The 20492-nt window shown below is 47.1% G+C and carries 32 protein-coding genes; 27 read left to right on the plus strand and 5 right to left on the minus strand.

Annotated features, from left to right (window positions below):
- Window positions 1-86 precede the first annotated feature (86 nt).
- Genes NSQ73_RS13915 through NSQ73_RS14000 form a run of 18 tightly spaced genes read left to right on the plus strand, consistent with a single transcriptional unit; the run spans window position 87 to window position 10153 of the window.
- Window positions 87-317, plus strand: coding sequence for a hypothetical protein (locus NSQ73_RS13915; RefSeq protein ID WP_340986859.1), 231 nt, complete (start codon window positions 87-89; stop codon window positions 315-317).
- Window positions 314-2392, plus strand: coding sequence for a hypothetical protein (locus NSQ73_RS13920; protein ID WP_340986860.1), 2079 nt, complete (start codon window positions 314-316; stop codon window positions 2390-2392). Before NSQ73_RS13915 ends, NSQ73_RS13920 begins: the two co-directional genes overlap by 4 nt.
- Window positions 2393-2632 carry a hypothetical protein gene (locus NSQ73_RS13925; RefSeq protein ID WP_340986861.1) on the plus strand — a complete coding sequence of 80 codons (240 nt, stop codon included), beginning with the start codon at window positions 2393-2395 and terminating at the stop codon, window positions 2630-2632.
- 17 nt (window positions 2633-2649) lie between these two features.
- Window positions 2650-3555 (plus strand): recombinase RecT, encoded by a 906-nt coding sequence (locus NSQ73_RS13930; protein WP_340986862.1) that lies wholly within the window; start codon window positions 2650-2652, stop codon window positions 3553-3555.
- Window positions 3555-4262, plus strand: a complete 708-nt coding sequence (locus NSQ73_RS13935) for an MBL fold metallo-hydrolase (RefSeq protein WP_340986863.1) — start codon at window positions 3555-3557, stop codon at window positions 4260-4262. Before NSQ73_RS13930 ends, NSQ73_RS13935 begins: the two co-directional genes overlap by 1 nt.
- Window positions 4259-4453, plus strand: coding sequence for a hypothetical protein (locus NSQ73_RS13940; RefSeq protein ID WP_340986864.1), 195 nt, complete (start codon window positions 4259-4261; stop codon window positions 4451-4453). The genes NSQ73_RS13935 and NSQ73_RS13940 overlap by 4 nt, the downstream gene beginning before the upstream one ends.
- Complete coding sequence (locus NSQ73_RS13945; RefSeq protein ID WP_340986866.1) at window positions 4450-4671, plus strand: hypothetical protein; 222 nt, start codon at window positions 4450-4452, stop codon at window positions 4669-4671. Before NSQ73_RS13940 ends, NSQ73_RS13945 begins: the two co-directional genes overlap by 4 nt.
- The gene (locus NSQ73_RS13950) at window positions 4668-4952 is read left to right on the plus strand and encodes a hypothetical protein (protein WP_340986867.1); all 285 of its coding nucleotides are present in this window, start codon (window positions 4668-4670) and stop codon (window positions 4950-4952) included. Before NSQ73_RS13945 ends, NSQ73_RS13950 begins: the two co-directional genes overlap by 4 nt.
- 23 nt (window positions 4953-4975) lie before the next feature.
- Window positions 4976-5956 carry a hypothetical protein gene (locus tag NSQ73_RS13955; protein ID WP_340986868.1) on the plus strand — a complete coding sequence of 327 codons (981 nt, stop codon included), beginning with the start codon at window positions 4976-4978 and terminating at the stop codon, window positions 5954-5956.
- On the plus strand, window positions 5943-6281 hold the full coding sequence (locus NSQ73_RS13960) for a hypothetical protein (protein ID WP_340986869.1): 339 nt from the start codon (window positions 5943-5945) through the stop codon (window positions 6279-6281). The genes NSQ73_RS13955 and NSQ73_RS13960 overlap by 14 nt, the downstream gene beginning before the upstream one ends.
- Window positions 6256-7662, plus strand: coding sequence for a replicative DNA helicase (gene dnaB, locus NSQ73_RS13965; RefSeq protein WP_340986870.1), 1407 nt, complete (start codon window positions 6256-6258; stop codon window positions 7660-7662). Before NSQ73_RS13960 ends, dnaB begins: the two co-directional genes overlap by 26 nt.
- Window positions 7663-7673: 11 nt before the next feature.
- A complete protein-coding gene (locus NSQ73_RS13970; RefSeq protein WP_340986871.1) occupies window positions 7674-7970 on the plus strand; it encodes a hypothetical protein in 297 nt (98 codons plus the stop codon).
- Window positions 7909-8076: a DUF6906 family protein gene (locus NSQ73_RS13975; RefSeq protein ID WP_340986872.1), complete on the plus strand. Its 168-nt coding sequence runs from the start codon at window positions 7909-7911 to the stop codon at window positions 8074-8076. The genes NSQ73_RS13970 and NSQ73_RS13975 overlap by 62 nt, the downstream gene beginning before the upstream one ends.
- Window positions 8076-8288: a hypothetical protein gene (locus tag NSQ73_RS13980; protein ID WP_340986873.1), complete on the plus strand. Its 213-nt coding sequence runs from the start codon at window positions 8076-8078 to the stop codon at window positions 8286-8288. The genes NSQ73_RS13975 and NSQ73_RS13980 overlap by 1 nt, the downstream gene beginning before the upstream one ends.
- Entirely contained in the window at window positions 8260-8451 is a 192-nt protein-coding gene (locus NSQ73_RS13985) for a hypothetical protein (RefSeq protein ID WP_340986874.1), read from the plus strand. The genes NSQ73_RS13980 and NSQ73_RS13985 overlap by 29 nt, the downstream gene beginning before the upstream one ends.
- A complete protein-coding gene (locus tag NSQ73_RS13990) occupies window positions 8408-8821 on the plus strand; it encodes a RusA family crossover junction endodeoxyribonuclease (RefSeq protein ID WP_340986875.1) in 414 nt (137 codons plus the stop codon). Before NSQ73_RS13985 ends, NSQ73_RS13990 begins: the two co-directional genes overlap by 44 nt.
- A gap of 22 nt (window positions 8822-8843) precedes the next feature.
- Window positions 8844-9683: a hypothetical protein gene (locus NSQ73_RS13995; protein ID WP_340986876.1), complete on the plus strand. Its 840-nt coding sequence runs from the start codon at window positions 8844-8846 to the stop codon at window positions 9681-9683.
- Between the two features lie 29 nt (window positions 9684-9712).
- Window positions 9713-10153 (plus strand): DUF5348 domain-containing protein, encoded by a 441-nt coding sequence (locus NSQ73_RS14000; RefSeq protein ID WP_340986877.1) that lies wholly within the window; start codon window positions 9713-9715, stop codon window positions 10151-10153.
- A 151-nt stretch (window positions 10154-10304) separates the two neighbouring features.
- Here NSQ73_RS14000 and NSQ73_RS14005 read toward each other — a convergent pair whose 3' ends face one another.
- Window positions 10305-10613 carry a hypothetical protein gene (locus tag NSQ73_RS14005; protein ID WP_340986878.1) on the minus strand — a complete coding sequence of 103 codons (309 nt, stop codon included), beginning with the start codon at window positions 10611-10613 and terminating at the stop codon, window positions 10305-10307.
- Window positions 10614-10804: 191 nt separating this feature from the next.
- Between NSQ73_RS14005 and NSQ73_RS14010 the strand changes: the two genes are divergently transcribed.
- Both NSQ73_RS14010 and NSQ73_RS14015 read left to right on the plus strand, forming a co-directional pair.
- Window positions 10805-11071, plus strand: coding sequence for a hypothetical protein (locus NSQ73_RS14010; protein ID WP_340986879.1), 267 nt, complete (start codon window positions 10805-10807; stop codon window positions 11069-11071).
- Window positions 11072-11074: 3 nt separating this feature from the next.
- Entirely contained in the window at window positions 11075-11845 is a 771-nt protein-coding gene (locus NSQ73_RS14015; protein WP_340986880.1) for a hypothetical protein, read from the plus strand.
- A gap of 104 nt (window positions 11846-11949) precedes the next feature.
- Here the strand turns inward: NSQ73_RS14015 and NSQ73_RS14020 are convergent, their stop codons facing one another.
- Window positions 11950-12903 (minus strand): HNH endonuclease, encoded by a 954-nt coding sequence (locus tag NSQ73_RS14020; protein WP_340986881.1) that lies wholly within the window; start codon window positions 12901-12903, stop codon window positions 11950-11952.
- A 172-nt stretch (window positions 12904-13075) separates the two neighbouring features.
- Between NSQ73_RS14020 and NSQ73_RS14025 the strand changes: the two genes are divergently transcribed.
- Both NSQ73_RS14025 and NSQ73_RS14030 read left to right on the plus strand, forming a co-directional pair.
- Window positions 13076-13555, plus strand: a complete 480-nt coding sequence (locus NSQ73_RS14025) for an ArpU family phage packaging/lysis transcriptional regulator (protein WP_340986882.1) — start codon at window positions 13076-13078, stop codon at window positions 13553-13555.
- Between the two features lie 97 nt (window positions 13556-13652).
- Complete coding sequence (locus NSQ73_RS14030) at window positions 13653-15119, plus strand: toll/interleukin-1 receptor domain-containing protein (protein ID WP_340986883.1); 1467 nt, start codon at window positions 13653-13655, stop codon at window positions 15117-15119.
- Window positions 15120-15271: 152 nt separating this feature from the next.
- Here the strand turns inward: NSQ73_RS14030 and NSQ73_RS14035 are convergent, their stop codons facing one another.
- The 3 genes from NSQ73_RS14035 to NSQ73_RS14045 form a co-directional block, all read right to left on the minus strand.
- Window positions 15272-15418, minus strand: a complete 147-nt coding sequence (locus tag NSQ73_RS14035) for a hypothetical protein (RefSeq protein WP_340986884.1) — start codon at window positions 15416-15418, stop codon at window positions 15272-15274.
- Between the two features lie 525 nt (window positions 15419-15943).
- On the minus strand, window positions 15944-16306 hold the full coding sequence (locus NSQ73_RS14040) for a hypothetical protein (protein ID WP_340986885.1): 363 nt from the start codon (window positions 16304-16306) through the stop codon (window positions 15944-15946).
- A 71-nt stretch (window positions 16307-16377) separates the two neighbouring features.
- Window positions 16378-16770, minus strand: coding sequence for a hypothetical protein (locus tag NSQ73_RS14045; protein WP_340986886.1), 393 nt, complete (start codon window positions 16768-16770; stop codon window positions 16378-16380).
- Window positions 16771-17121: 351 nt separating this feature from the next.
- Here NSQ73_RS14045 and NSQ73_RS14050 point away from each other — a divergent pair, with 351 nt between their 5' ends.
- The 5 genes from NSQ73_RS14050 (at window position 17122) to NSQ73_RS14070 (ending at window position 20460) form a co-directional block, all read left to right on the plus strand.
- Complete coding sequence (locus NSQ73_RS14050; RefSeq protein WP_340986887.1) at window positions 17122-17658, plus strand: ParB N-terminal domain-containing protein; 537 nt, start codon at window positions 17122-17124, stop codon at window positions 17656-17658.
- A complete protein-coding gene (locus NSQ73_RS14055) occupies window positions 17655-18692 on the plus strand; it encodes a DNA cytosine methyltransferase (RefSeq protein WP_340986888.1) in 1038 nt (345 codons plus the stop codon). Before NSQ73_RS14050 ends, NSQ73_RS14055 begins: the two co-directional genes overlap by 4 nt.
- Before the next feature lie 131 nt (window positions 18693-18823).
- Window positions 18824-19033, plus strand: coding sequence for a hypothetical protein (locus NSQ73_RS14060; RefSeq protein WP_340986889.1), 210 nt, complete (start codon window positions 18824-18826; stop codon window positions 19031-19033).
- Between the two features lie 101 nt (window positions 19034-19134).
- Window positions 19135-19464, plus strand: coding sequence for a nucleotide pyrophosphohydrolase (locus NSQ73_RS14065; protein WP_340986890.1), 330 nt, complete (start codon window positions 19135-19137; stop codon window positions 19462-19464).
- A gap of 9 nt (window positions 19465-19473) precedes the next feature.
- A complete protein-coding gene (locus tag NSQ73_RS14070) occupies window positions 19474-20460 on the plus strand; it encodes an HNH endonuclease (RefSeq protein WP_340986891.1) in 987 nt (328 codons plus the stop codon).
- The last annotated feature ends 32 nt before the right edge of the window (window positions 20461-20492 follow it).

Below are 20492 nucleotides of genomic sequence, written 5' to 3' on the forward strand. Positions count from 1 at the left end.
GGGCTATCTCAGTTCTTTGAAAATCAAATTAACTTGCCCCCATTTTAGCAGGTGGGGGCGAACTACACAAGAGGGAGTGGTTATTCATGAGCATGGCCACATCGTTTGATCCAAACGGGAAACCCGTTGAAATTGAAATTGTTCCGAAAAATCCTTCTTGCCCTGCAGTAATTAGCTTGCGGACTGAAGGATATTCTGTCCAGCTCCATTTGCCAGATGAAATTATTGCGGAGTTGGCTTATATGGTCAATACGCATATCGACAATATCAAATATCCTCAGTCGGTACAGCCGGCCGAGAAGGAGGAGATCGCTTGAAGCGAATCGATCTAGAGCGTTTGACGCTCCGCAATTTTAAGGGAATCAAGGAATTCAATGTCCTGGCAGATGGCCGAGACGTTGACATTTATGGAGACAATGCCACAGGTAAGACCACGATATTCGATGGTTTTCTGTGGCTCCTGTTTGGTAAGGATAGCGAGAATCGCACAGAACAGAAATTCGAGATCAAAGAGCTGAACTCGGTAGGCAAGGTCCTGCAGCACAAGCTGGAGCATGAAATTGAAGGTTCTCTCCTGGTGGATGGCAGCCGGCGGATATTCCGTCGGGTATACGCGGAGAAATGGACGAAGAAGCGCGGTGCACCGGTTGAGAGTTTCGAGGGCCACACCACCACCTATTATGTTGACGGTGTCCCACTCAGCATGCGGGAATTCCAGGGTGAGGTTGACTCCATCATCAACGAGGAATTGTTCAGACTGCTGACCAGCCCATCTTACTTTAACGAGGTCCTCAAGAAAGAGGATCGACGCAAGGTGCTGCTGGAGGTATCTGGTGATCTGACAGATGAAGAAGTTCTTCACAGTAATAAGGAACTGGCCGGGCTCCCTACAATCCTGGCTGGTCGTGAAATGGAGGCTCATAAGAAAGTCATCACCGCTCGAAGTGCAGCTATTAACAAGGAGATTAAGGAGCTGCCGGTCCGCATCAGCGAGGTTCAGCGGCAGATGCCGGATGTGGCAGAACTGGACGAAGAGCTTTTGAAGGAAGATATAGCGCTCTTGCGTAGCCGAATTGAGTCCCGGGAGGCAGAGGTATCTCGCATTCTCTCCGGTGGTGAGGTTTCTGTGAAGGAGAAGCGTCTGCGCGAAGTCGAGGCAGAGCAGATTGATATTAAATCTCGGCTGCAATCATCGGTGCTGAATAAGGTGGCCGAGAAGCGGAATGCAGTCAATCTGAAGCATTCGAAGCTCGATCAGCATCGCCGTAGCATCGAAGATATGCAGCAGCGAATCAAGCAGAACGAGCGCTTGGCTGCTGGTCGCCATAAGGAAGCAGAGCGGCTCCGAGCAGATTTTACCGCTTTGAAAGAAGAGGTATTCGAACATCATCATGATGCGAGCTGCCCGACTTGCGGCCAGAATCTTCCGGAGGAGCAGATCAAAGCGGCACATGAAAAGGCGGAGGCTGATTTTAATCTCCACTTGGCAGACCGGAAGGCGCGCATTAACGCGGATGGGAAGGCTGCTGTCGCAGAAGCTGAGAAATTTGAGCAAGAAGTCAAAAGGCTCCAGATCGATATTGACGAGCTCAATAACACTTTGGCCACCTTGCAGGCAGAGATCAGCGGAGCAGAATCTGAATTGGCTGAGCTGCGGGCGGGCGTCAAGGACCCAGCAGCAGATCCGGAGTATGCCGGCAAGATTGCCGAAGCAACCCGGCTTCAGCAGGAAATCGTAACTTTGCGGCAGTCTAGTCAATCGGCGGCTGCGGGCGTCCGGGAAGAGATCGGCAGGCTGCGGCTGGAAGTCGAGGATATGGAACGTGACCTGGCTAAGTTTGACGGCGTTCAGCGCGGACAGCAACGTGTCGCCGAGTTGGAGCAGCAGGAGAGAAGTCTGGCCGGTGAATATGAGCGGCTGCAGCACGAACTGTTCTTGTGCGAAGAGTTCACCCGCACCAAGGTCAATCTGCTGGATGCCAAAATAAACAGCAAGTTTAAGCTGGCGCGGTTCCGGCTCTTTGAAGAACAGGTGAATGGTGGGCTGAAGGAGGTCTGCGACACGCTTTACAAGGGTGTTCCGTACGAAGGCGGCCTGAACAATGCCGCTCGGATAAATGTCGGTCTGGACATCATCAATACGCTGGGTGAGCATTACGGCTTCTCAGCTCCTATTTTTATTGATAATGCAGAGGGAGTAACAAAACTGGTCAAAACAGAGGGGCAAATGATTCAATTGATTGTTCCGCCATCTTTTGAAAAGCTGCCCGATGATGTGCAAGCACATTTAGTTTCAATTCACGGAAGTCATGAGAATGCCGAACGAAATTGGATTAAGAGAAATAGTACATTGCGTGTAGAAACGGATCAACAGATACAGGAGGCGATTTAATTGTACAACGTTCAGGAGAGCATTGAGGCACAGAAGCATTTTTGTGAGGAACATCAAGATCCTCACTTTGCTCCAAAAGATGGTCGCTGCTGGTCTTGTAATCAGAACATTTATGCACCCGGCCATCACGTATGGAAGGGGAAATCCGATGGACGTGAGTCCGCGGGGATTTCTGTTGAAAAAGCAGGGCGTGAGCTCGTTACCGGATGCCCGCACTGCTTCCGTTCTTACTGCGATTAATATGAGGAGGATGAGGAATGAGTACAGGTAATCAAGTGGCGATTATTCAAAAGGACATCACCGATGATGTTAATCGGAGTCTTACACGGCTGCAGGATGACGGGTTGATCTTGCCTCTGAATTATAATGCGAGCAATGCGCTGAAAAGCGCATTCTTCAAACTCCAGGAGGTACAGGATAAGAACGGTAAGCCTGCGCTGGAGGTGTGCTCGCGGGAATCTGTCGCAAATGCCCTGCTGGATATGGTTGTGCAAGGTTTAAGCCCGGCCAAGACACAATGCTATTTCATTGTGTACGGTAGCAAGCTTCAGCTTAATCGCTCCTATTTCGGTACACAAGCTGTTCTTAAGCGCTTGTCCAACGTTAAGGATATTTGGGCAAACGTGATTTATAAAGGTGATGTATTCGAATATGAAGTTGATGGCGGACGTGAAAAATTGGTCAAACATGAAACCAAGTTTGAGAATCGTGACAATGAAATTCTAGGTGTGTATGCGGTCGTGAAGGCCGTTGATGATGACGAAATCCTTACCGTCATGACGAAAAAGGAGGTTGACGCATCGTGGAGTCAGAGTAAAACAAGTCAATCCGTCCATAAAAAATTCCCGCAAGAAATGGCAAAGCGGACTGTCATCAACCGTGCGGCCAAGGCTTACATCAACACCAGTGACGACAGTGACCTGCTCGTCGATGCCATTAATCGCTCAACAGAAAACGAGTATGACGAGCGTATCGATGTGACGCCTGAAGAGGTCAAAGCAGAGATTGCGGAGCACGCGAACAGAGAAGTGATTGATATCAAACCGGATGCTGCCCCGCCGTCATCGAAACAACAGCCGGCACCACGCACAAAGCAACCTGTTGATGATCCTTATGGCTTTGCTGCAGATGTTCCGCCAATGCAACAAGATCTGGATTTCTAATGATTAATATCCAATGTCTCGGCTCCAGCAGCGCCGGTAATGCCTACCGAATATCGGACGGCCACACCGCGCTCCTGCTGGAAGCCGGTTTTCCTTATAAGTCGATTCAGCGGGCCTTGCAGTTCCGAATGACGGAGATTGCCGGGTGCCTGATTACACACGAGCACGGCGATCACAGCCGGGCGGCGGCGGACATCATGCGCGCCGGTATCCCAGTGTATACCAGCCGCGGGACGGCGGATGCACTTGGCTTGTCCGGGCACCGCCTGCGCGCCGTGGTGGTGCTGGAGCCGTTCACACTAGGCTCTTGGACAATCATGGGGTTCGGCGTAGAGCACGACGCAGCAGAGCCGCTGGGCTGGCTGCTGGCCAATCAGGACGGCGATAAGCTTCTCTTCCTGACGGATAGCTATTACTGCCGGTACAAGTTTCAAGGACTCACCCACATTATGATTGAGTGCAATTATTCCATAGATATCGTAAATCGCCGGGTACTGGCGGGTGAGCTTCATCCAGCGCAGAAAAAGCGGCTGCTCCGCTCTCATTTCAGCCTAGAGCATGTTAAAGAATTTCTGAAAGCCAATGATACCCGCCAAGTAGATGAAATCTGGCTGCTCCATTTGTCTGATGGTAACAGCGACGCAGCGATGTTCAAGCGTGAAATTCAGGAACTGACTGGTGCTGCAGTGCAGGTGGCGGACCGATGAACGGCCCGATGGGAGAGCGGATCTGGATGAGCATGATCAGTGAGCGCCTGTGGGCCTTGCGGCCGGTGGATGAAGAAGCCTTTAAAACAGCTGTCAGAGAGTATTATGCCATTGCGCATCCAGGGTTCCGGGTTATCCGAGCAGCTTATCCCTACATTTACATTCAGGACGAACGGGGGCCAGTACAATGAGCAAGCCGCAGCAGATTGATTTGTTTGCTCTGCTTGATTCCAAGCCGAAACCGTCCGCCGCGGCCCAAAAGCCACTCCTGAACGGCCTGTACTATGAGCGGGAGACAGACCTGTTTGTCACCTTCGTGCAGGGCCGCCGGCACTATGAAGTACCTCCCAGGCAATGCTTGGGGGACAAGGCGTGGAAGGACAAAACGATGAGGGAGCGTGCAATATGAGCACTTTAACAAAGGAACAGGCCAAGAAGGAAGCTGATGAGTTGTTGGATTACTTCATGAATAAATTAGAACAGGCTTCTGAAAAGGGAGAAGAGCACGTTGCTCAGATGTTGGACGCTGCAGCGTTTACGCTCGGTTCTTGTATAGCGATTGCAGTCGGTCACTCGGCCGGAATTGGCCCGGCCATGAGTCAGGCCATCGATACACTGACAGATGGGATTCAGGCGGGTATGGTGGCCGTTGGCATGGAAGGTACCTTTATAAAAATTAAGCGAGATTGATAGAAGTTTTGGGGGATGATTGAATGCCCGATGGCAGTTACCCGTTTCCGACATACTCAGGGCTTTTGCAGCCACAACATTACAAACAAATAGGCAGCGCGATATGGCTTTTCCTGTGGTGTATCAGCTCCACGACATCGGAGAAGGAAAGAGAGGGAACTGTCTGGGGTATTGTCCTCGGGAACAAGCCGATCCGCAGCAGTGAGCTGGAGGATACTTTCGGAGTGACCGGAAGAACTATCCGAGAATGGATTAAAAAATTAGAGGAGCATGGTTACATACGTGTGACTCGTGCTCCATATGGACTCATTTTCAGCGTGAAAAACTCCAAAAAGTATCAAAATAGACCGGAAGTAAGTTTCCACTCTGACGATAGAGATAGGAAGAAAACTTCCACTCTGGAGGATGGAGATAGGAAGAAAACTTCCGATCACCCGGAAGAAAACTTCCGATCTAATAAAGATATTATAAAGATTTTGATTGATAGATGGATTGATGGCTTGGAAGAAGATGATCAAAAAGAGTTGAGTTCAAGGTCCGGGGTTCTTACTACCGCTGTGGGTGCCGTCTCCACAGGCAAAATAGACTTTGATAAACCGACAGTCGAACGGCGTGTCCTTCAAATCGAGCAGTACTACATGCAGCGTAACGGATTACTTAGTCCCGTTACTACCGATTGGGAACATGTTCGTGAGATTGCGAACGAGGCCATGCCGCTGGATCTCGTATACTTTTTCATCGATCTGGCAATTGCCCGGAAGAAAGCCAAACGGAGGAGACCTTCGGATAAGATCCGGACGTTCTCGTATTGCAAAACCGTGATTTATGGCTGCTGGGATGAATTGTCCTCATTTCTTGAGCGGTACCTAACTCCCCCTGCATCTTCTCAGCAGGGAACAGTCGCCCTGGGAGCCTCAAGAGAGCGTCGGAAAAGCCAACGACAACTAGAAATCGACGAGCTTGAACAGTTCATCGAGGAGGAGAAGAAGCGTGGAAGTGGTTGAGATTGCTCAGCTTTATCGTGAAATCAAGAAGCATTACCCATTTTTTGATGCGTCTGTCGAAAAGGTGAAGGCAGATTATAAATATCTTAAGGATTTCCCAGCAGAAGCAGCCCAGGAGAATATTGATCGCTATATTCTGACGGAAACAACAGAACCCAAGATTGCAAACATCCGTGGCCGACTCGGGGAACAACTGGAACGGGAGCGAATGCGCCAACAGACGGCAGAGCTATTTGCTGTGATGGACCAGTCCCGTACAGCTGCTGTCCCACCGCCTGTGGGCTTGAAGGAGCGATTATATGCAAGACTCGGCATTCGGCGCTGAGATGCCGCACAGCCCTGAGGCGGAAGCTTCTGTCTTAGGGGCGGTGCTTATCGATGCGACCGGCGAGGCAATAGATTCAGTCATGGAATTAACGGCGGAGTTCTTCTACAATCCGCAACACCGGTATGTGTTCGAGGCCTTGATACAACTCGGAGAGGATGGCTCTCCGATTGATTTAGTCACTCTGACCACCACCCTAGAGGCCAATGGGCAGCTTGAAGCAGCGGGTGGAGTGAGCTACTTGTCTAAGATGGCACATAGCGTACCTACAGCAGCCAATATTGACTATTACATCGGCACTCTGAAGGAGAAGTTCACGCTGCGGGAAGCGACCCGTTCGGCGAGGGAGCAACTCCGTATGATCACGGAGAGCGGCGATGCTGCTCAGGTGGTTACAGCAATGCAGGTAGCAGCTGCAAAGCTATCAGATCAGGCGGCGCCGAAGCGGGAATTCAAGCGTGTCCGAGACGTGGCTATCGAGGTCTATGAGGACATGGAGCACCGGGCGATGACGAAGACGGAGAGTGGGGTAACCGGTCTTTCTTCGGGCTTTGCTGATCTGGATCGGTTAACCTCCGGATTTCAGCGGAGTGACCTGATCATTGTCGCAGCGCGGCCTTCTGTAGGGAAGACGGCTTTTGCCTTGAACGTTGCGCAAAATGTAGCGGTGAAATCAAATGAGACAGTGGCCATCTTCAGTCTGGAGATGTCGGCTCCACAACTGGTGCAGCGTATGATCTGTGCTGAGGCAAACCTGGATGCCAATCACATGCGGACAGCTGATTTTGTCGAGGACGACTGGACGAAAGGTGCGGACGCGATCGGGCGGCTGGGAGAGAGTAATATCCTGATCGACGATTCACCCACACTGACAGTCTTCGAGATCCGGAATAAATGCCGCCGCCTGAAGAAGCAAGAAGGACTTGGGCTCATCGTGATCGACTACCTGCAGCTGATCTCGGGGGCGGGAATACGGAATGAGAACCGGCAGCAGGAAGTATCCGAAATCTCCCGTACCTTGAAGCAGATTGCGCGGGAGCTGGACGTGCCGGTTATTGCTTTGTCTCAGCTCAGCCGCGGCGTAGAGCAGCGCCAGGACAAACGGCCGATGCTCAGTGATTTACGGGAGTCTGGTTCCATTGAGCAGGATGCGGACATTGTTGCTTTTCTTTACCGGGATGATTACTACGACAAGGAAAGCGAAAAGAAGAACATCATCGAGATCATTATCGCCAAGCAGCGGAATGGCCCACTCGGCACAGCCGAACTGGTCTTCCTGAAGCAATTTAATAAATTCGCCAACTACGAGCATGCTCATGCGGACCCATCACCGCCACCTGCGGGGAATGTGAAGGACATGAACAAGCGCAAATGGGCATGAAGGAGGTCAACATGGAGGAGCAATTTTACGGTTACTGCTTCCCGGAGCCGGGAGGCTGGCATACACCTCCGGTGACGCTGAATACTCCGGAGGAGATTTACCGCTATACGCAACTGCATGGTAGAACCGGGATGTTTCGCGAGGTGCGGGTGACAGATGGTGGTGATTCTATCGTCGTACAGATGATCGACGGCCAGTACGTATGGCCTGAAGAGTGGAAGCAGCTGAATAAGGGGGACGGAGCAGATGAAACAGGGAAAACGGCCGACGCGCCGGCAGAAGGAAACGATCCGGGCCAGTCGGCTTAATCCGGATAATTGGCTGGTTGAGCGGGAGACGCCTGCGGAGCTGGTGCTGATCGCAAGGGTCAGTGTCGGCAAGACGAAGACTCGGACAATCCGTAAGGGTGCCTGATGAGCGGGCGCAATTACTGGCACGTGTATAACTGGCTACGCCGGCATTATATCGCAACAGGCGTAGCAGCGGAACGCATAGATCTCCTGGAAGAGTTCGCGGAGCTGGAGTCCGGGGAGATCGACGAGGGCATTGCAGAATTTGAGCTTGCAATCGGCAAGCGGAAACGGGGGGCGGTACCGGATGGCAAAGAGCACACGCAAGCCGATTGATCCGTTCTTCCAGCGGCGGAATTATTTCACCGTATGGGACGACGGCGGAAAGCTGGCAGGGACGGTATTTGTACTGGATACATCGATGATGCCGCCAAGACAGAGGGGAGCAAAGCCTGATGATTCAGTTCACCGTGTACGGCGAGCCCGTCGCCCAAGGTAGACCCAAGTTTAGTACCGCAGGTGGCTTCACTCGAGCATATGATCCGGCCAAGTCCCGGGACTATAAAGACTATGTTCGTTTAGCAGCGAGAGAGTTTGCACCGGCCGCCCTCTTGGAGGGCGCTTTGGGAGTCGCAGTGATAGCCTACCGTTCGACTCCGAAGAGTTTTAGCAAGAAAAAGGCTGCGGCCGCAGAACGAGGCGAGATCCTGCCAACAACCAAACCGGACGCGGACAATTACCTGAAGGGCGTCAAAGATGCGCTGAAGGGGATCATTTGGAAGGACGACAGCCAGGTGGTGGACGCGTTTGTGAAGAAGCGGTACAGTGCAAGGCCACGGATTGAAGTCAAAATTAAGCAACTCCAATAAATCCAGAGGGGATGGGATCGGAATGATTAAGGATTATGCGAAATTCAGTGCAACGGTAGCGAAGGGGATTAAGGTCGGAGACACGGAGGTTGAGATTAAGCTGTTGTTGCCTCTGAGAGTCATGCAGGAAAACTTCCTGTTCCTAAGCAGCAATCAGGGGGAGAAGATCAATGTCTTCATGGGAGATCCACAGGCGGCGTTTGATTTCGGTGAAGACTATGGGGAGATCTACCGGGAAGTAACCGGTCGCCGTGTGACCACCGATGCTTCTGGCGTTGTAGTGGACATTGAGCAGCGGGAGGGGAATGATCCCAATCAGGTCCTTCTGTTTGGCCAAGAGGGCGAAGGTGGCGCCTCTGGTGAGGGTTCTGAGGCAGAAGGAACCAGTGATGCTGTTCATACAGAAGAGGAGTCAGAAGAGCAGCAGGAAGAGGCGGGGAACGATCCTGATCATGTGGATGGAGATCAGGACGAGAGTCTGGAACCAGAATGGCTGAACGGAGAGGGAGACGGCAGCGGCACTGAAGGCGAAGGAGGCGAAGCTGCTCCTGGAGAGAATACCGGCGAAGAGAACCAGGGCGCGGAGCAAGACACTGAAGGAACTGATACTCCGGAAGAAGTAAGCAAGGAAGCGCTAGAATCATTCATCCTGACCAACCGTCCGGTTTATGACGACATTGAGATTGACGGCACGCCAATTCTGTTCCCGGAGCTGCTGCAGGAGCGATTGGAGCAGAAGAAGACCTGGAAGGAGATCGCCCAGGAGAAGGAAGTGAGCCCATCTGTGCTGTCGGCCAAGTGGGGCGCCTACAAGAAGCGGGTTGAAAGAAAAATGATGAAGGGTGGCGGGGGAGCAGCGTAAGCTGCTTCTTCTCTTACAGGTGGAATGATATGAAAGCTCAAATACAGCTAGAGCTGGAGAAGCTGCTGCCGCAGATTAAGTGGGTTACGAACATGATCAAAGAGGCTGAGGAAGACTGGCCGGCTCATTATGACCGGACTCAGCCGGATGACTTGTATCTCCGGGGGATGTTCTATCAGATTGAAGACAAGCTGAACGATGCTCGGCGTCTGATTCGGTTTATGGTGGCTCCGGTTTTGAAAGAGGGGGTTCTGTACAAGCGCTCAGATGGGCGGTACGGCCTGCAGGACGGCACTTACTTTTCCAGCAGTGGATATATAGAGTACCTGCTGACGGAGCCTGGCGAAGATACCAGGTGGGTGAGCTCACGGGTTGAGCATAACGGGGAGGATTACTACATTGTCGTGAAGCCAGAACTTTCGCTTGATGGACAGCGGGTCCGGGTCAAGGACCTTCCGACCTGGGACTAAAATGAACTGGCGCGCCGCAACTCCTCAGCAATTAAGGATGGTCATATGGGACACCGGCGCGCACCAGGTTCTGCGGCAGGAAGCTGCCGCGGAGTGGCGCCGGAGAAGAAAATTATGGGTGAGTTATTCTTAAAGAAGCGGTTTAGTTGGATCACCAAGTAGTTCTGTTTTCTTTTTTTCCTTTGCCCAATGGACTCTTATATAAGACAACAAGAGTCAATACTCGTGTTGCCCAATGAACCCATACTTCTAATTTTAATTGTACATTGCCTGGCGCGTTCTCTTCTTCACTGTAGTAGCTATATCCATCCTGTCTTGCTGGATCAATTCCAATTCTTCTATCACCAATTTTATGCCCAAGGACGAAAAGGGAAGCTTTAACTTCCTCATCATCACCTTCAAATTCAACATAAATTTCACGAATACCTGGGACACCTATGTCTACATCTACCTTTGGCACAAAAACTCACTCCTTTTATTTAATTGTTAATTAGTCTCACCAAATTTACGTAATACATGTATTCGTTCAACGCACAAATGGAGTCAAGCTCGGAAATGATACCTGAGACCCTACAAGCTAACAGCATTACGATGCATACCGGGTCCGGCAGTAGCTGAGGATTTCAAGTCAGTATGAAAGGAAGGAATCTCATGAACGAAAGACAACGCCGGAGGGCGTTTCAAAAAGTGAAGTCATTCTCCAATGAGAAGTTTTGGGCCTGGATGAACATGATCCACTCCCGGGCCTACGCAAAAGCCCAGCAGCACTACGAGGAGGCAATGGGGATTGTCCTTCAGCCGAAGCAGGTTGCTGCAGTAACAGCTAAGGCCGATGAGATCCGGGAGACCTGGGACGGTATGGAAACAATTACGATGGATGAGACTGAGGGTGCTGAGCTTAAGTCTGTGGGGGTGTAGGCTGTGGGTAGAGCAAGAAACTGGACAACTGAGGAAGTTGAATATTTGCAAGATCGCTGGGGAGTTGTAAGTTTAAAATCAATTGCTCTTAGGCTTGACCGCAGTATTGAGGCTATTAAGCTGAAGGCTGGTAAGCTGGGACTAAAAGATTGTCGTATGAATTTTGATGGGATCACAGTGAATCAATTATCCCTTGCACTTGATAAATCATATAACCAGATCATTCGGTACTGGATTCCACAGTATGGCTTCCCGGCAAGGCGGAAGATATTCGCCAGTAGCGCTCGAGTATTAGTAGTAGGCTACGATGATTTCTGGAAGTGGGCAGAGCAGCATAAGGAACTGATTAACCTGGCTAAGATGGACCCGAACCTACTTGGCGCTGAGCCGGCTTGGGCGAAAGTGAAACGCAGAGCAGACCTGATGCGGTCCCAAAAGACATATCAGGCGGTAAACTGGACACCCGAGGAAGATCAGCGACTGGTTCAGGTGCTTGGAACTAAAGGAATGACCTATCCCGAAGTTGCCAAGTTGTTTGATCGTTCCGAGGCTGCTGTGAAGCGGCGGCTCCATGATCTCGGAGTTAAGGTGCGCCCGGTTAGGCTTGAGAATCATATTAAATACACCGCAGAGGACGTACAGATACTGCTGCGAATGGCACAAGAAGGCTATAGTTATGAAACGATTGCTCTAAAGGTTGGAAGAAGCGCATTGGGGGTACGAGGTAAGCTGGAGCGTATAGGGTTCAACTTTAAGCAGAGGAATCTTAAATAACCCTTGAGTTGAAGGCCAAATGTTTCGATATACAATTAATATATGGTGATTTTGAATAGGTAAAAAAACTATCAACGTTTTTTTACAGTTGATAGTTTTGGAGGTTAGTATTGATTTTTACTACTGATTCCATAGAAAGTATGAAGCTGTTCCAGTGTTAATTCAATGCCACAATTCCGAAGTCGTTTTGATCTATTCTCAAACAGTATATTAAGAATATGTACTTTCTCTGGAAATATAGCATGATGAATTCTCCGATGGCAAGAACAGCAAAGTGGGACGATATTTGCTTCTACGTCAATACTATACAGAAACAGCTCATGAAAGCCCATAGGGATTATGTGATGTGCCTCAACATAATTTTCATTTGTTTTATCAGAAATGAAATCCTTATGTTCTGGGTTATATTCGCATTTGTATCCTGATTGGACGATTGATTTTTTTGCTGTAACAGCATTTCTTTTATACGGTGCATCCTTGCGTGTTGTTCCTGTTATTGGAGTTTTTTCTTTTGGAACATCGATTATCGGAATGTCTTTTTCTACGGTTGTGCTTAACATATTATTTTGGAAATAAACATCATCATCCTCTATATCAAAAAAAGGATAGAAGATCATCTCGAGGACAAATGGTTCTGAGGTGGTAATAAAGTCGATATATTCGGCACGATCTTCTGGAACAATTGCAAATGGTTTTTCTTTTCCAAGTTTTTTTTGACGCTCACGCTCAGCATTTATGTAGTTTAGGCTAGTGCTAAAGTTACTCTTAATCAGATTTATTAAAGTATGATTTGAATCGAATCTAATTTGATATGTATCATTACTACGGGTTTTAATTGATGATTTTTGTATATGAGCTAAATACTCTTCACCTTGATAAACAAGTTTTATTCTCTCTCTATTTAACTTCTGATCAGGATCAGATTCACCAAAACCCTTGAAGCTATCATGATAATCAATGGGAATGGTACTCCCCCATTGAAACATACTCCAGTCTATTTGCTTTCTACCTAATAAGTTAGGAATATTAGGCTTTGACCAACTATTTTCTTTAGGCATATGTCAGCTCCCATAATCATTTATGAGAATTATAACAAAATGAATAAATAAGTTAAGTAAATAAAGTAGATTGAATTGTACATTTTATGACAAAAACCCCCATATCCTTGGCCGGGGCGGGGGTCCAATCTCTTACCTTCATTCGAATTATACCACGAGTGAGGGGATTATCATGGGGAAAAGCGACAAATTAGCAATCCAACTGGCTTTTGACATCCTCCCGATCGACGAAACAGAGACCCGTCGCCGGGTGGAGGAATATCTAGAAACAGTTCGTGTGTACCGACAGATTGGCTTCGTGCGGCGTCAGGCGGCGCTCACGGCCAGTCCAGAGCCGCGGTATCATGGATCTACCAATATGATAAGCCGGACGACGGAGAATATAGCGGTATGGAATACGGACCGGGAAGTGGAACTGGAGCGACAGTCTAAGCTGCTGGAATTGGCAATGGGGCGGCTTAAGAAGGCTGAGCGGGAAATTATTCAGCTTCGGTACCTGGAGCATGAGGATGAGTATGATTCGATACTGTGTGGGGAACTTGGCATGAGTGAGCGAAAGTATCGGCGGGTGAAGTCAAGGGCGATTTATATTTTGGCGTGTGCTTTGAGCATAGAAGTGTTAAAAGATTCAAATGAATTAGCATATAATTAGAACTGGCTAGCGCTAGTTCTTTTTTTGCATGGAGGATTTTGGATGTTAAATAGAGAATAAACATAGCATTTAGAAAACAGTTTAGGGGGATTTAGCTTTGGATGAGAAAGAAATTCTGAGTTTTAATTTAAACGGTAGAGCTGAGCCTAGAGTTTCAGATCGTTTAGATTATATTGTTTTTTGTTACAACTCGGCCAACGAATATTTATTTGCTGAAAAAGTTGGTTTATCTGGATCTGTTATTGGAACTCATTTTTTGGGGGATCGTCAAAAGTCACTTGATTATATTAGGAATTTAGCTTTTTCACGGGCGGAATCTAGGCTTTTTCTCTATTTTGATAAGGAAAAAATGTATGAAAAATTATTAAATTCCAAAGAGTTTGAAGAGAAAAAAAACGAAAAGGATAAGGGGGAAGTTGAAAGAGCGCTTCTGCAAATTTTATATAATGTCAGAAAAGAAGATCCAGTTAAATACCAGACTTACGTGCTTAATCTAGATGGATTAGCAAGTCTACTGGAAATTGAGAAGAAATATCTGTTGTTTTGCATTTCTATTTTTCTTGATAATAACTATATCGGGGTTAGGGATATAGAAAAAGGAGAAATCTACATTAGACCTGACGGGCTTCAAAGGATAGAGGGATTAAGTAAAGAAGAAAAAGATGAACCTGGAGCTGAGGCGACTCAAGAAATATATGACGTATTTATTAGTCATGCCAGTGAAGATAAAACAGAAGTGGTAGAACCTCTCGCGACGGAGTTAATTAAACTCGGTTTATCTGTATGGTATGATAAATGGTCTTTACAGCTTGGAGATAGTTTGAGAAAAAAGATCGATGAAGGTTTAAAACATTCAAAGTATGGGATTGTTGTATTGAGTCCTGCATTTTTTGCTAAGCAATGGACTGTAGCAGAACTAAACGGGTTAATTCAAAAAGAGGTACTCTTTAAAAGAGAGAAGGTAATCCTTCCTGTTTGGCACAATGTTACACCAAGGGAAGTGGCTGAGTTTTCGCTTATTCTCTCAGATAAATTAGGAACTAATACAAACAGAGGGATTCTAACAGTTGCTAAAGAAATTGCCCAAGTTGTTAAAGGCGATATTCAGAACCCAGCCTTAGATCAAGAGGATGAATCATATCTCTTTATTAGAGTGACTTATAATTATCATGCGGATCAAAGCACAGCGGATGTTCATACAAACAGTCTGAAAATTACAATGAAGCTCTTAACACCTCCTGTGTTAAATCAATTTAGACTAGTGGTTCTTTGGCCAAAAAAGATACATATTAACTATCAAAACGGCTTAACACTTAGAAGATTTGTCGAACTGGATGGTAAAGAATATATTGAATACTTTATAGATGTAAAGGATCCCATTTATCCAGGCGAAGAGTTAGAACTCATAGGATATGAATTTCCAGTGGATATAAATTATTCGATTGATAGGGTTTCATGGCAGCTAATTGAGGAAGATAATTTAAAATTGTATTATCGAGTGATGTTTGAGAGAGCAATGCCTTTAGAAAAAGAAGTACCGTTTAAAGATCTGAATTGTTATTAGAATGACCGTTTTTTGACCGATTATTGACCGCATAGTGGCCGTCCATTAGGGTTTGGGCATGTTATATTTGTATTGTGATAATCAGGCGAGAGTGACACGCACGGCCGCACTTGCGGCGCTTAACTGGGGCGTACCTCCTCTCGCCTTTTCTGTTACTTACCGAATCTGGCTCCAAAGAATGCCACTCTTTCAGGGAGTGTTTCAAATGCATAAAAGAGGCCTTTCCAAATACCAATTGCAAAGACAGCTACGAAGGTTATAGCGACAATTGTTCCAAGATTTCTTTTCAATACTTCCAAGCTCATTCTCCTATCGTTTTGGTATACTACCAGAATAAACCTTTTTATTTGCAATATCAAAATAACAAGAATGAACAAGAACGTGGAAGAGTTCGGGGGAATGATAGTCGATTGATGGTTATTCTGTTTTTGACTCTTAATCCTGTACTTTTGTAAAATGGTCTTGTCCTCCTTTGTTACAAAGTCCGTAAAGATTTTAAGCAAAGAGCGCAGCGCATTTGCTGCGGATGCGGAGCGGACGCCACTGATCTGGCCCTGCTCAATGCACGGCGTAACTGTATACATATTCTGAAGTCGCTCATTATTGGGCGGCTTTTTATTATGTAAAAAAGGAGTTAAAGTAGCAATGAATAAAAAACGAATCCATTATATTGGCCCGCCCCAGCAACCAAAGAAGTGTAAACAGTGTATCTGGGGCAGGTGGGAAGGTTCTTCGCAGTTTTGTTTAAGAATTAAATGTCAAATAAATAATATGAAGAAATATCCAATTGATTCGATAAAATTCCCCCGAATAAGTGAATAATATTAATAATAATAAACGGGAATGCCACTTGCTCTCCAACGAAATGCGACATATGGTTTTAATCCGAACGTTGGTGAAACTGTCTGACCAAGTAGTAGATTCCTGCCTGAATATTTTATGGCACCTGCTTTAAAATCAACAGTGTCATAGTTCTGAAATACTTCAATGGGATTATTTCCGGATATAGCCTGTCTTATCCCATTTGCAGCAAGTTCTTTAGCTTGATTTATTATAGCATTAGGGAAATTTTCACCGCTTTTTAATAACGAAGAAACTGTACGGTTAATTAAGTTTTCAATCCAGAGATAAAAAGGAGCAGGGTTCTCGGCAAAAATGGAAACACCTACAGAAACAATCCCTATCATTGCATCCTGTTCTGTAATGTCATCAGCCCAAGCGACATTCCATGGAGGAGGTCCACTTTCGACTTGGGATTTTAAATCAAACTTATTAGTTTCATACCCTGTCGTGGGTAACTCAGGAACTTTGAAGTCGGGAACAGGGATGTTAGGGACAGGGATGTTAGGAACTTTGAAGTCGGGAACAGGGATGTTAGGGACGGGGAATTAGGAACTTTGAAGTCGGGAACAGGGATGTTAGGGACAGGGATGTTAGGAACTTTGAAGTCGGGAACAGGGATGTTAGGGACAGGGATGTTAGGAACTTTGAAGTCGGGAACAGGGATGTTAGGGACAGGGATGTTAGGAACTTTGAAGTCGGGAACAGGGATGTTAGGGACAGGGATGTTAGGAACTTTGAAGTCGGGAACAGGGATGTTAGGGACAGGGATGTTAGGAATAGATATTTTTGGTATACCAAAACCTGCCATGATTTCAACTCCTTTTGATATTTGAACTTAGTATTAACATCAGTAATAAAAATATGGATGGAGACTTATGGGTAAAATCCATCCGGTCGTAAAGCAAAAATCGACTCAACTCAAAAAGAGGGCAAACCACCAAGGTTTGCCCTCTTTGACTTACTTCAGAAGTCTGAGTTTTGCTTCTACTGCTTTATACGTGTAATACGCTACTATCACTTTACAGATAGCCGGAATTGTAGTGCTGAGAATTACTGTAAGCATCAATCTTGTCTCCCTTCCAGTGTAGTCAAATTAACTATCGCTGCATGGGTGGCTTTGGTTGAGGTGCTTTGAACATATTGTTAAGGAGAGGTATAAGTGGAAATCAGAATCATACCGATCGAGCAGCTTAATCCCGCTGCCTATAACCCCCGCGTCGACTTGCAGCCAGGGGATCCGGAGTATGAGAAGCTTCGACGCAGCCTGAACGAATATGGCTATGTCGATCCGATTGTTTGGAATGAGCAGACCGGCAACATGGTCGGCGGCCATCAACGGTACAAGGTGTTGGTCAATGAGCAGAGCTGCACGGAGCTGGCCGTATCGGTAGTTAACCTAGACCCGGAGCGGGAGCGTCTGCTGAATCTGGCGCTGAATAAGGTATCAGGTCACTGGGATGATGAAGCGCTGGCACAGCTGCTTAGTGAGCTGCAGGAGGGCGGTGCGGATCTGGCGCTGTCCGGTTTTGATATAGGAGAAGCCGACAGGTTAATCTCCGATTTCACAGAGCCAGCTGCAGATCAGCTGGGGGACTTCCAAAACCGGGAGCTGGATGTGAGTGAATTCGATGAATCCCGCTTTGACTGTAAATGCCCGCGCTGTGGATTTGTCTTTGACCAGGAAGGTGCCTCATGAGTCAGCCTGCATGGAACTGGAGGCTATCAGACCTTGCCAGCGTGCCGAAGCATGGGCGGACCGTGTTCTCCTGCTTCAGCTGCGGCGGTGGCTCCACGATGGGTTATAAGCTCGCAGGATATACGGTGCTGGGCAATGTGGAGATTGATCCGCAGATGATGCGGATCTACCGTCAGAACCATAATCCGCGTTATCCATTTCTTATGCCTATTCAGGACTTTAAGGAGTTGCCAGATGCACAGCTGCCATCGGAGCTATTTGACCTGGACATCCTGGACGGATCGCCGCCATGTAGCGTATTCTCTATGTCGGGTGACAGGGAAGATAAATGGGGAGGAGAGCATGCTTTCCGTGAGGGACAAGCCGTCCAGCGGCTGGATGATCTGTTCTTTGATTTCTTGGATGTGGCTGATAAGCTTCGGCCTAAGGTTGTTATTGCTGAGAATGTTCGCGGCATGATGGTTGGTAAAGCCCGCGGCTTTGTCAGCCTAGTCTTGTCCCGCTTCCGAGAGCTTGGTTACAAGCCGCAGCTCTTTCTTCTTAATTCAGCTACGATGGGCGTTCCTCAAAAGCGGGAGCGCCTTTTCTTTGCTGCGGCAAGGGAAGATCTGAATCTCCCGTCGCTTCGTTTGAACTTCAATGAGCCACCGGTGTTATACCGGGATGTGCGGAGCGGAGATGGGAAGCCGCTCAACCCGGCAAAAGAGACATTCCGTCGATGGCAACGGAAGCGGCCAGCTGATCTCAGCATGGGGGATGTAACCGAGCGAGAAAAGGGGAAGGCCAGCGACTACAACACAATCATTCTCAAAGATCAGAAGGTATCGAATACCTTGGCCAGCTCCTCCTGGTTCCTTCGATCAGATGAACCAAGCCGGATCAGCGATATGGATTCTATCCGGATCCAGACGTTCCCGAGCGATTATGATTTCATGGATGCTGATGTTTCTTATGTATGCGGTATGAGTGTTCCGCCGCTGATGATGCAGCGGATCTCCGAACAGATTCACATGCAATGGCTTAATACAAAATAAAAGGAGGACGCGCGAACGTCCTCCCGATCACCCAGGGTATCCCCCGGCTGAGACAGCGGCGCGCCACGCGTGGCATTTCCAGACATCCGCTGTCTCGTTTCCAAATATACACGGAAGCCGAGGGGAACGCAATGGGAACAAAAGATGAACTTTTATTGCAACATGAGCTTCAAATCATGGCCGGTATCCTCGAAAGTAAGGCGCAATACCGGAAGATCGTTAAGGCTGGGATAGCAAAGTGGGTCAAGGACTTTCAGGAAGGTCGGATTGAAATTAAGACGGTGGACGATCTGAAGAAGCTGATTGAGATAGATATTCAACTGCAAAGAGAAGAATTGTGATATATCGTAGTTTCGATTTGATAATTCTTTGGTAGGATTGACGTTATCATAACAGGAAACGTCTTCCTTTTCGTCGAATTATGGGATTGAGGTGAGTAGTCTTGGATGAAATCATAAAGAAAATTGTCGCTTTTAGAGAGGAACGAAATTGGGCTCAGTTTCATAATCCTAAGGATCTCGCCATTTCATTAAACCTGGAGGCATCCGAACTTCTGGAATTGTTTCAATGGAAAAGTAGTGATGAGGCTTTAGACCAGAAAAGAGACGAGATTCAAGATGAGCTAGCGGACGTGATGTACTACGCCTTATTGATGTGTCACGACCTTGGAATTGATCCGAGGCAGGCGTTGCTTGAAAAACTTGAAAAGAATGCTGAGAAATACCCGATTAATAAAGCATTCGGATCCAACAAGAAGTACACCGAACTGTAGGAGGATTCTATGCAGAGAGTTATATTACAACCATCTGGCAATAAAGATGCACGAGAACACTATGAAAATACGATTCAATCACCAGTCTCAATCTCAGTTCTTGCAGAGTATTTAACAGCTGCAGATATAGAATTAATTGAAACTCTTTATCCAGACGGACGGGTTCCGACTTGGGGAGTTACTCCTGGGAAAGGCAACGTTAACGTAAATAAGTGGGGGAAAATTCAAGTAGGAGATGTAACTTTATTTTCTGCTAATGGTCACGTGTTTGGTTCAGGTGTAGTAACACATAAGCTTCATAATAAGGATTTGGCTGCTCGTTTATGGAATTATGATAAAGAAGGTCAAACATGGGAGTATATGTACTTCTTGGATGAAGTAAACTCTCATCAGATTCCGTATTCTCAGTTCAATCAGGTTGTTGGATATGCGGATAATTTTGTTATTCAGGGATTTTCGGTTCTTAACGAAGAGCGCAGTGAACGAATTCTTACAGCTTTTGATTTAATGAGCGAGATTTATCTTCCTGAGGTAACGGAAGAGGAATACATGGAAGAGGTACTCCGCTTAGAAATTGAAGGCGATCTGGATACCAGTCATTCGGGGAGAGGAAGAAAAGAGCAGCCATTTCTTCGGAAACGACTCTTCAAGAACAAGAAATCTGGATACTGCGGTATTTGCGGAAAACATTATCCTGTAAACATGTTGGTGGCTGCTCACATCAAGAAGAGATCGAAGTGCTCTCGAGAAGAGAGATTAGACTATCAGAATATTGTTATGCCAATGTGCAAATTTGGTTGTGATGATCTTTATGAAAAGGGCTACATCTATCTTAAAGACGGAGTGATTCACAAGAATCTGAGTATGCCAGTCACAACTGATCTCTTAGAGAAAATAGTTGAGATTGAAGGACAAAGCAGTCTTCACTGGAATGAGAATACCAAAAAGTATTTTGAATGGCATGCTGGAAAATATAATCTTACAGTAACTCATTAAGAACGCCCTCGGGCGTTCTTTTTTGTTGGGGG

Source organism: Paenibacillus sp. FSL R10-2736, from assembly GCF_038000245.1.
Taxonomy (GTDB): domain Bacteria; phylum Bacillota; class Bacilli; order Paenibacillales; family Paenibacillaceae; genus Paenibacillus_AQ; species Paenibacillus_AQ phytohabitans.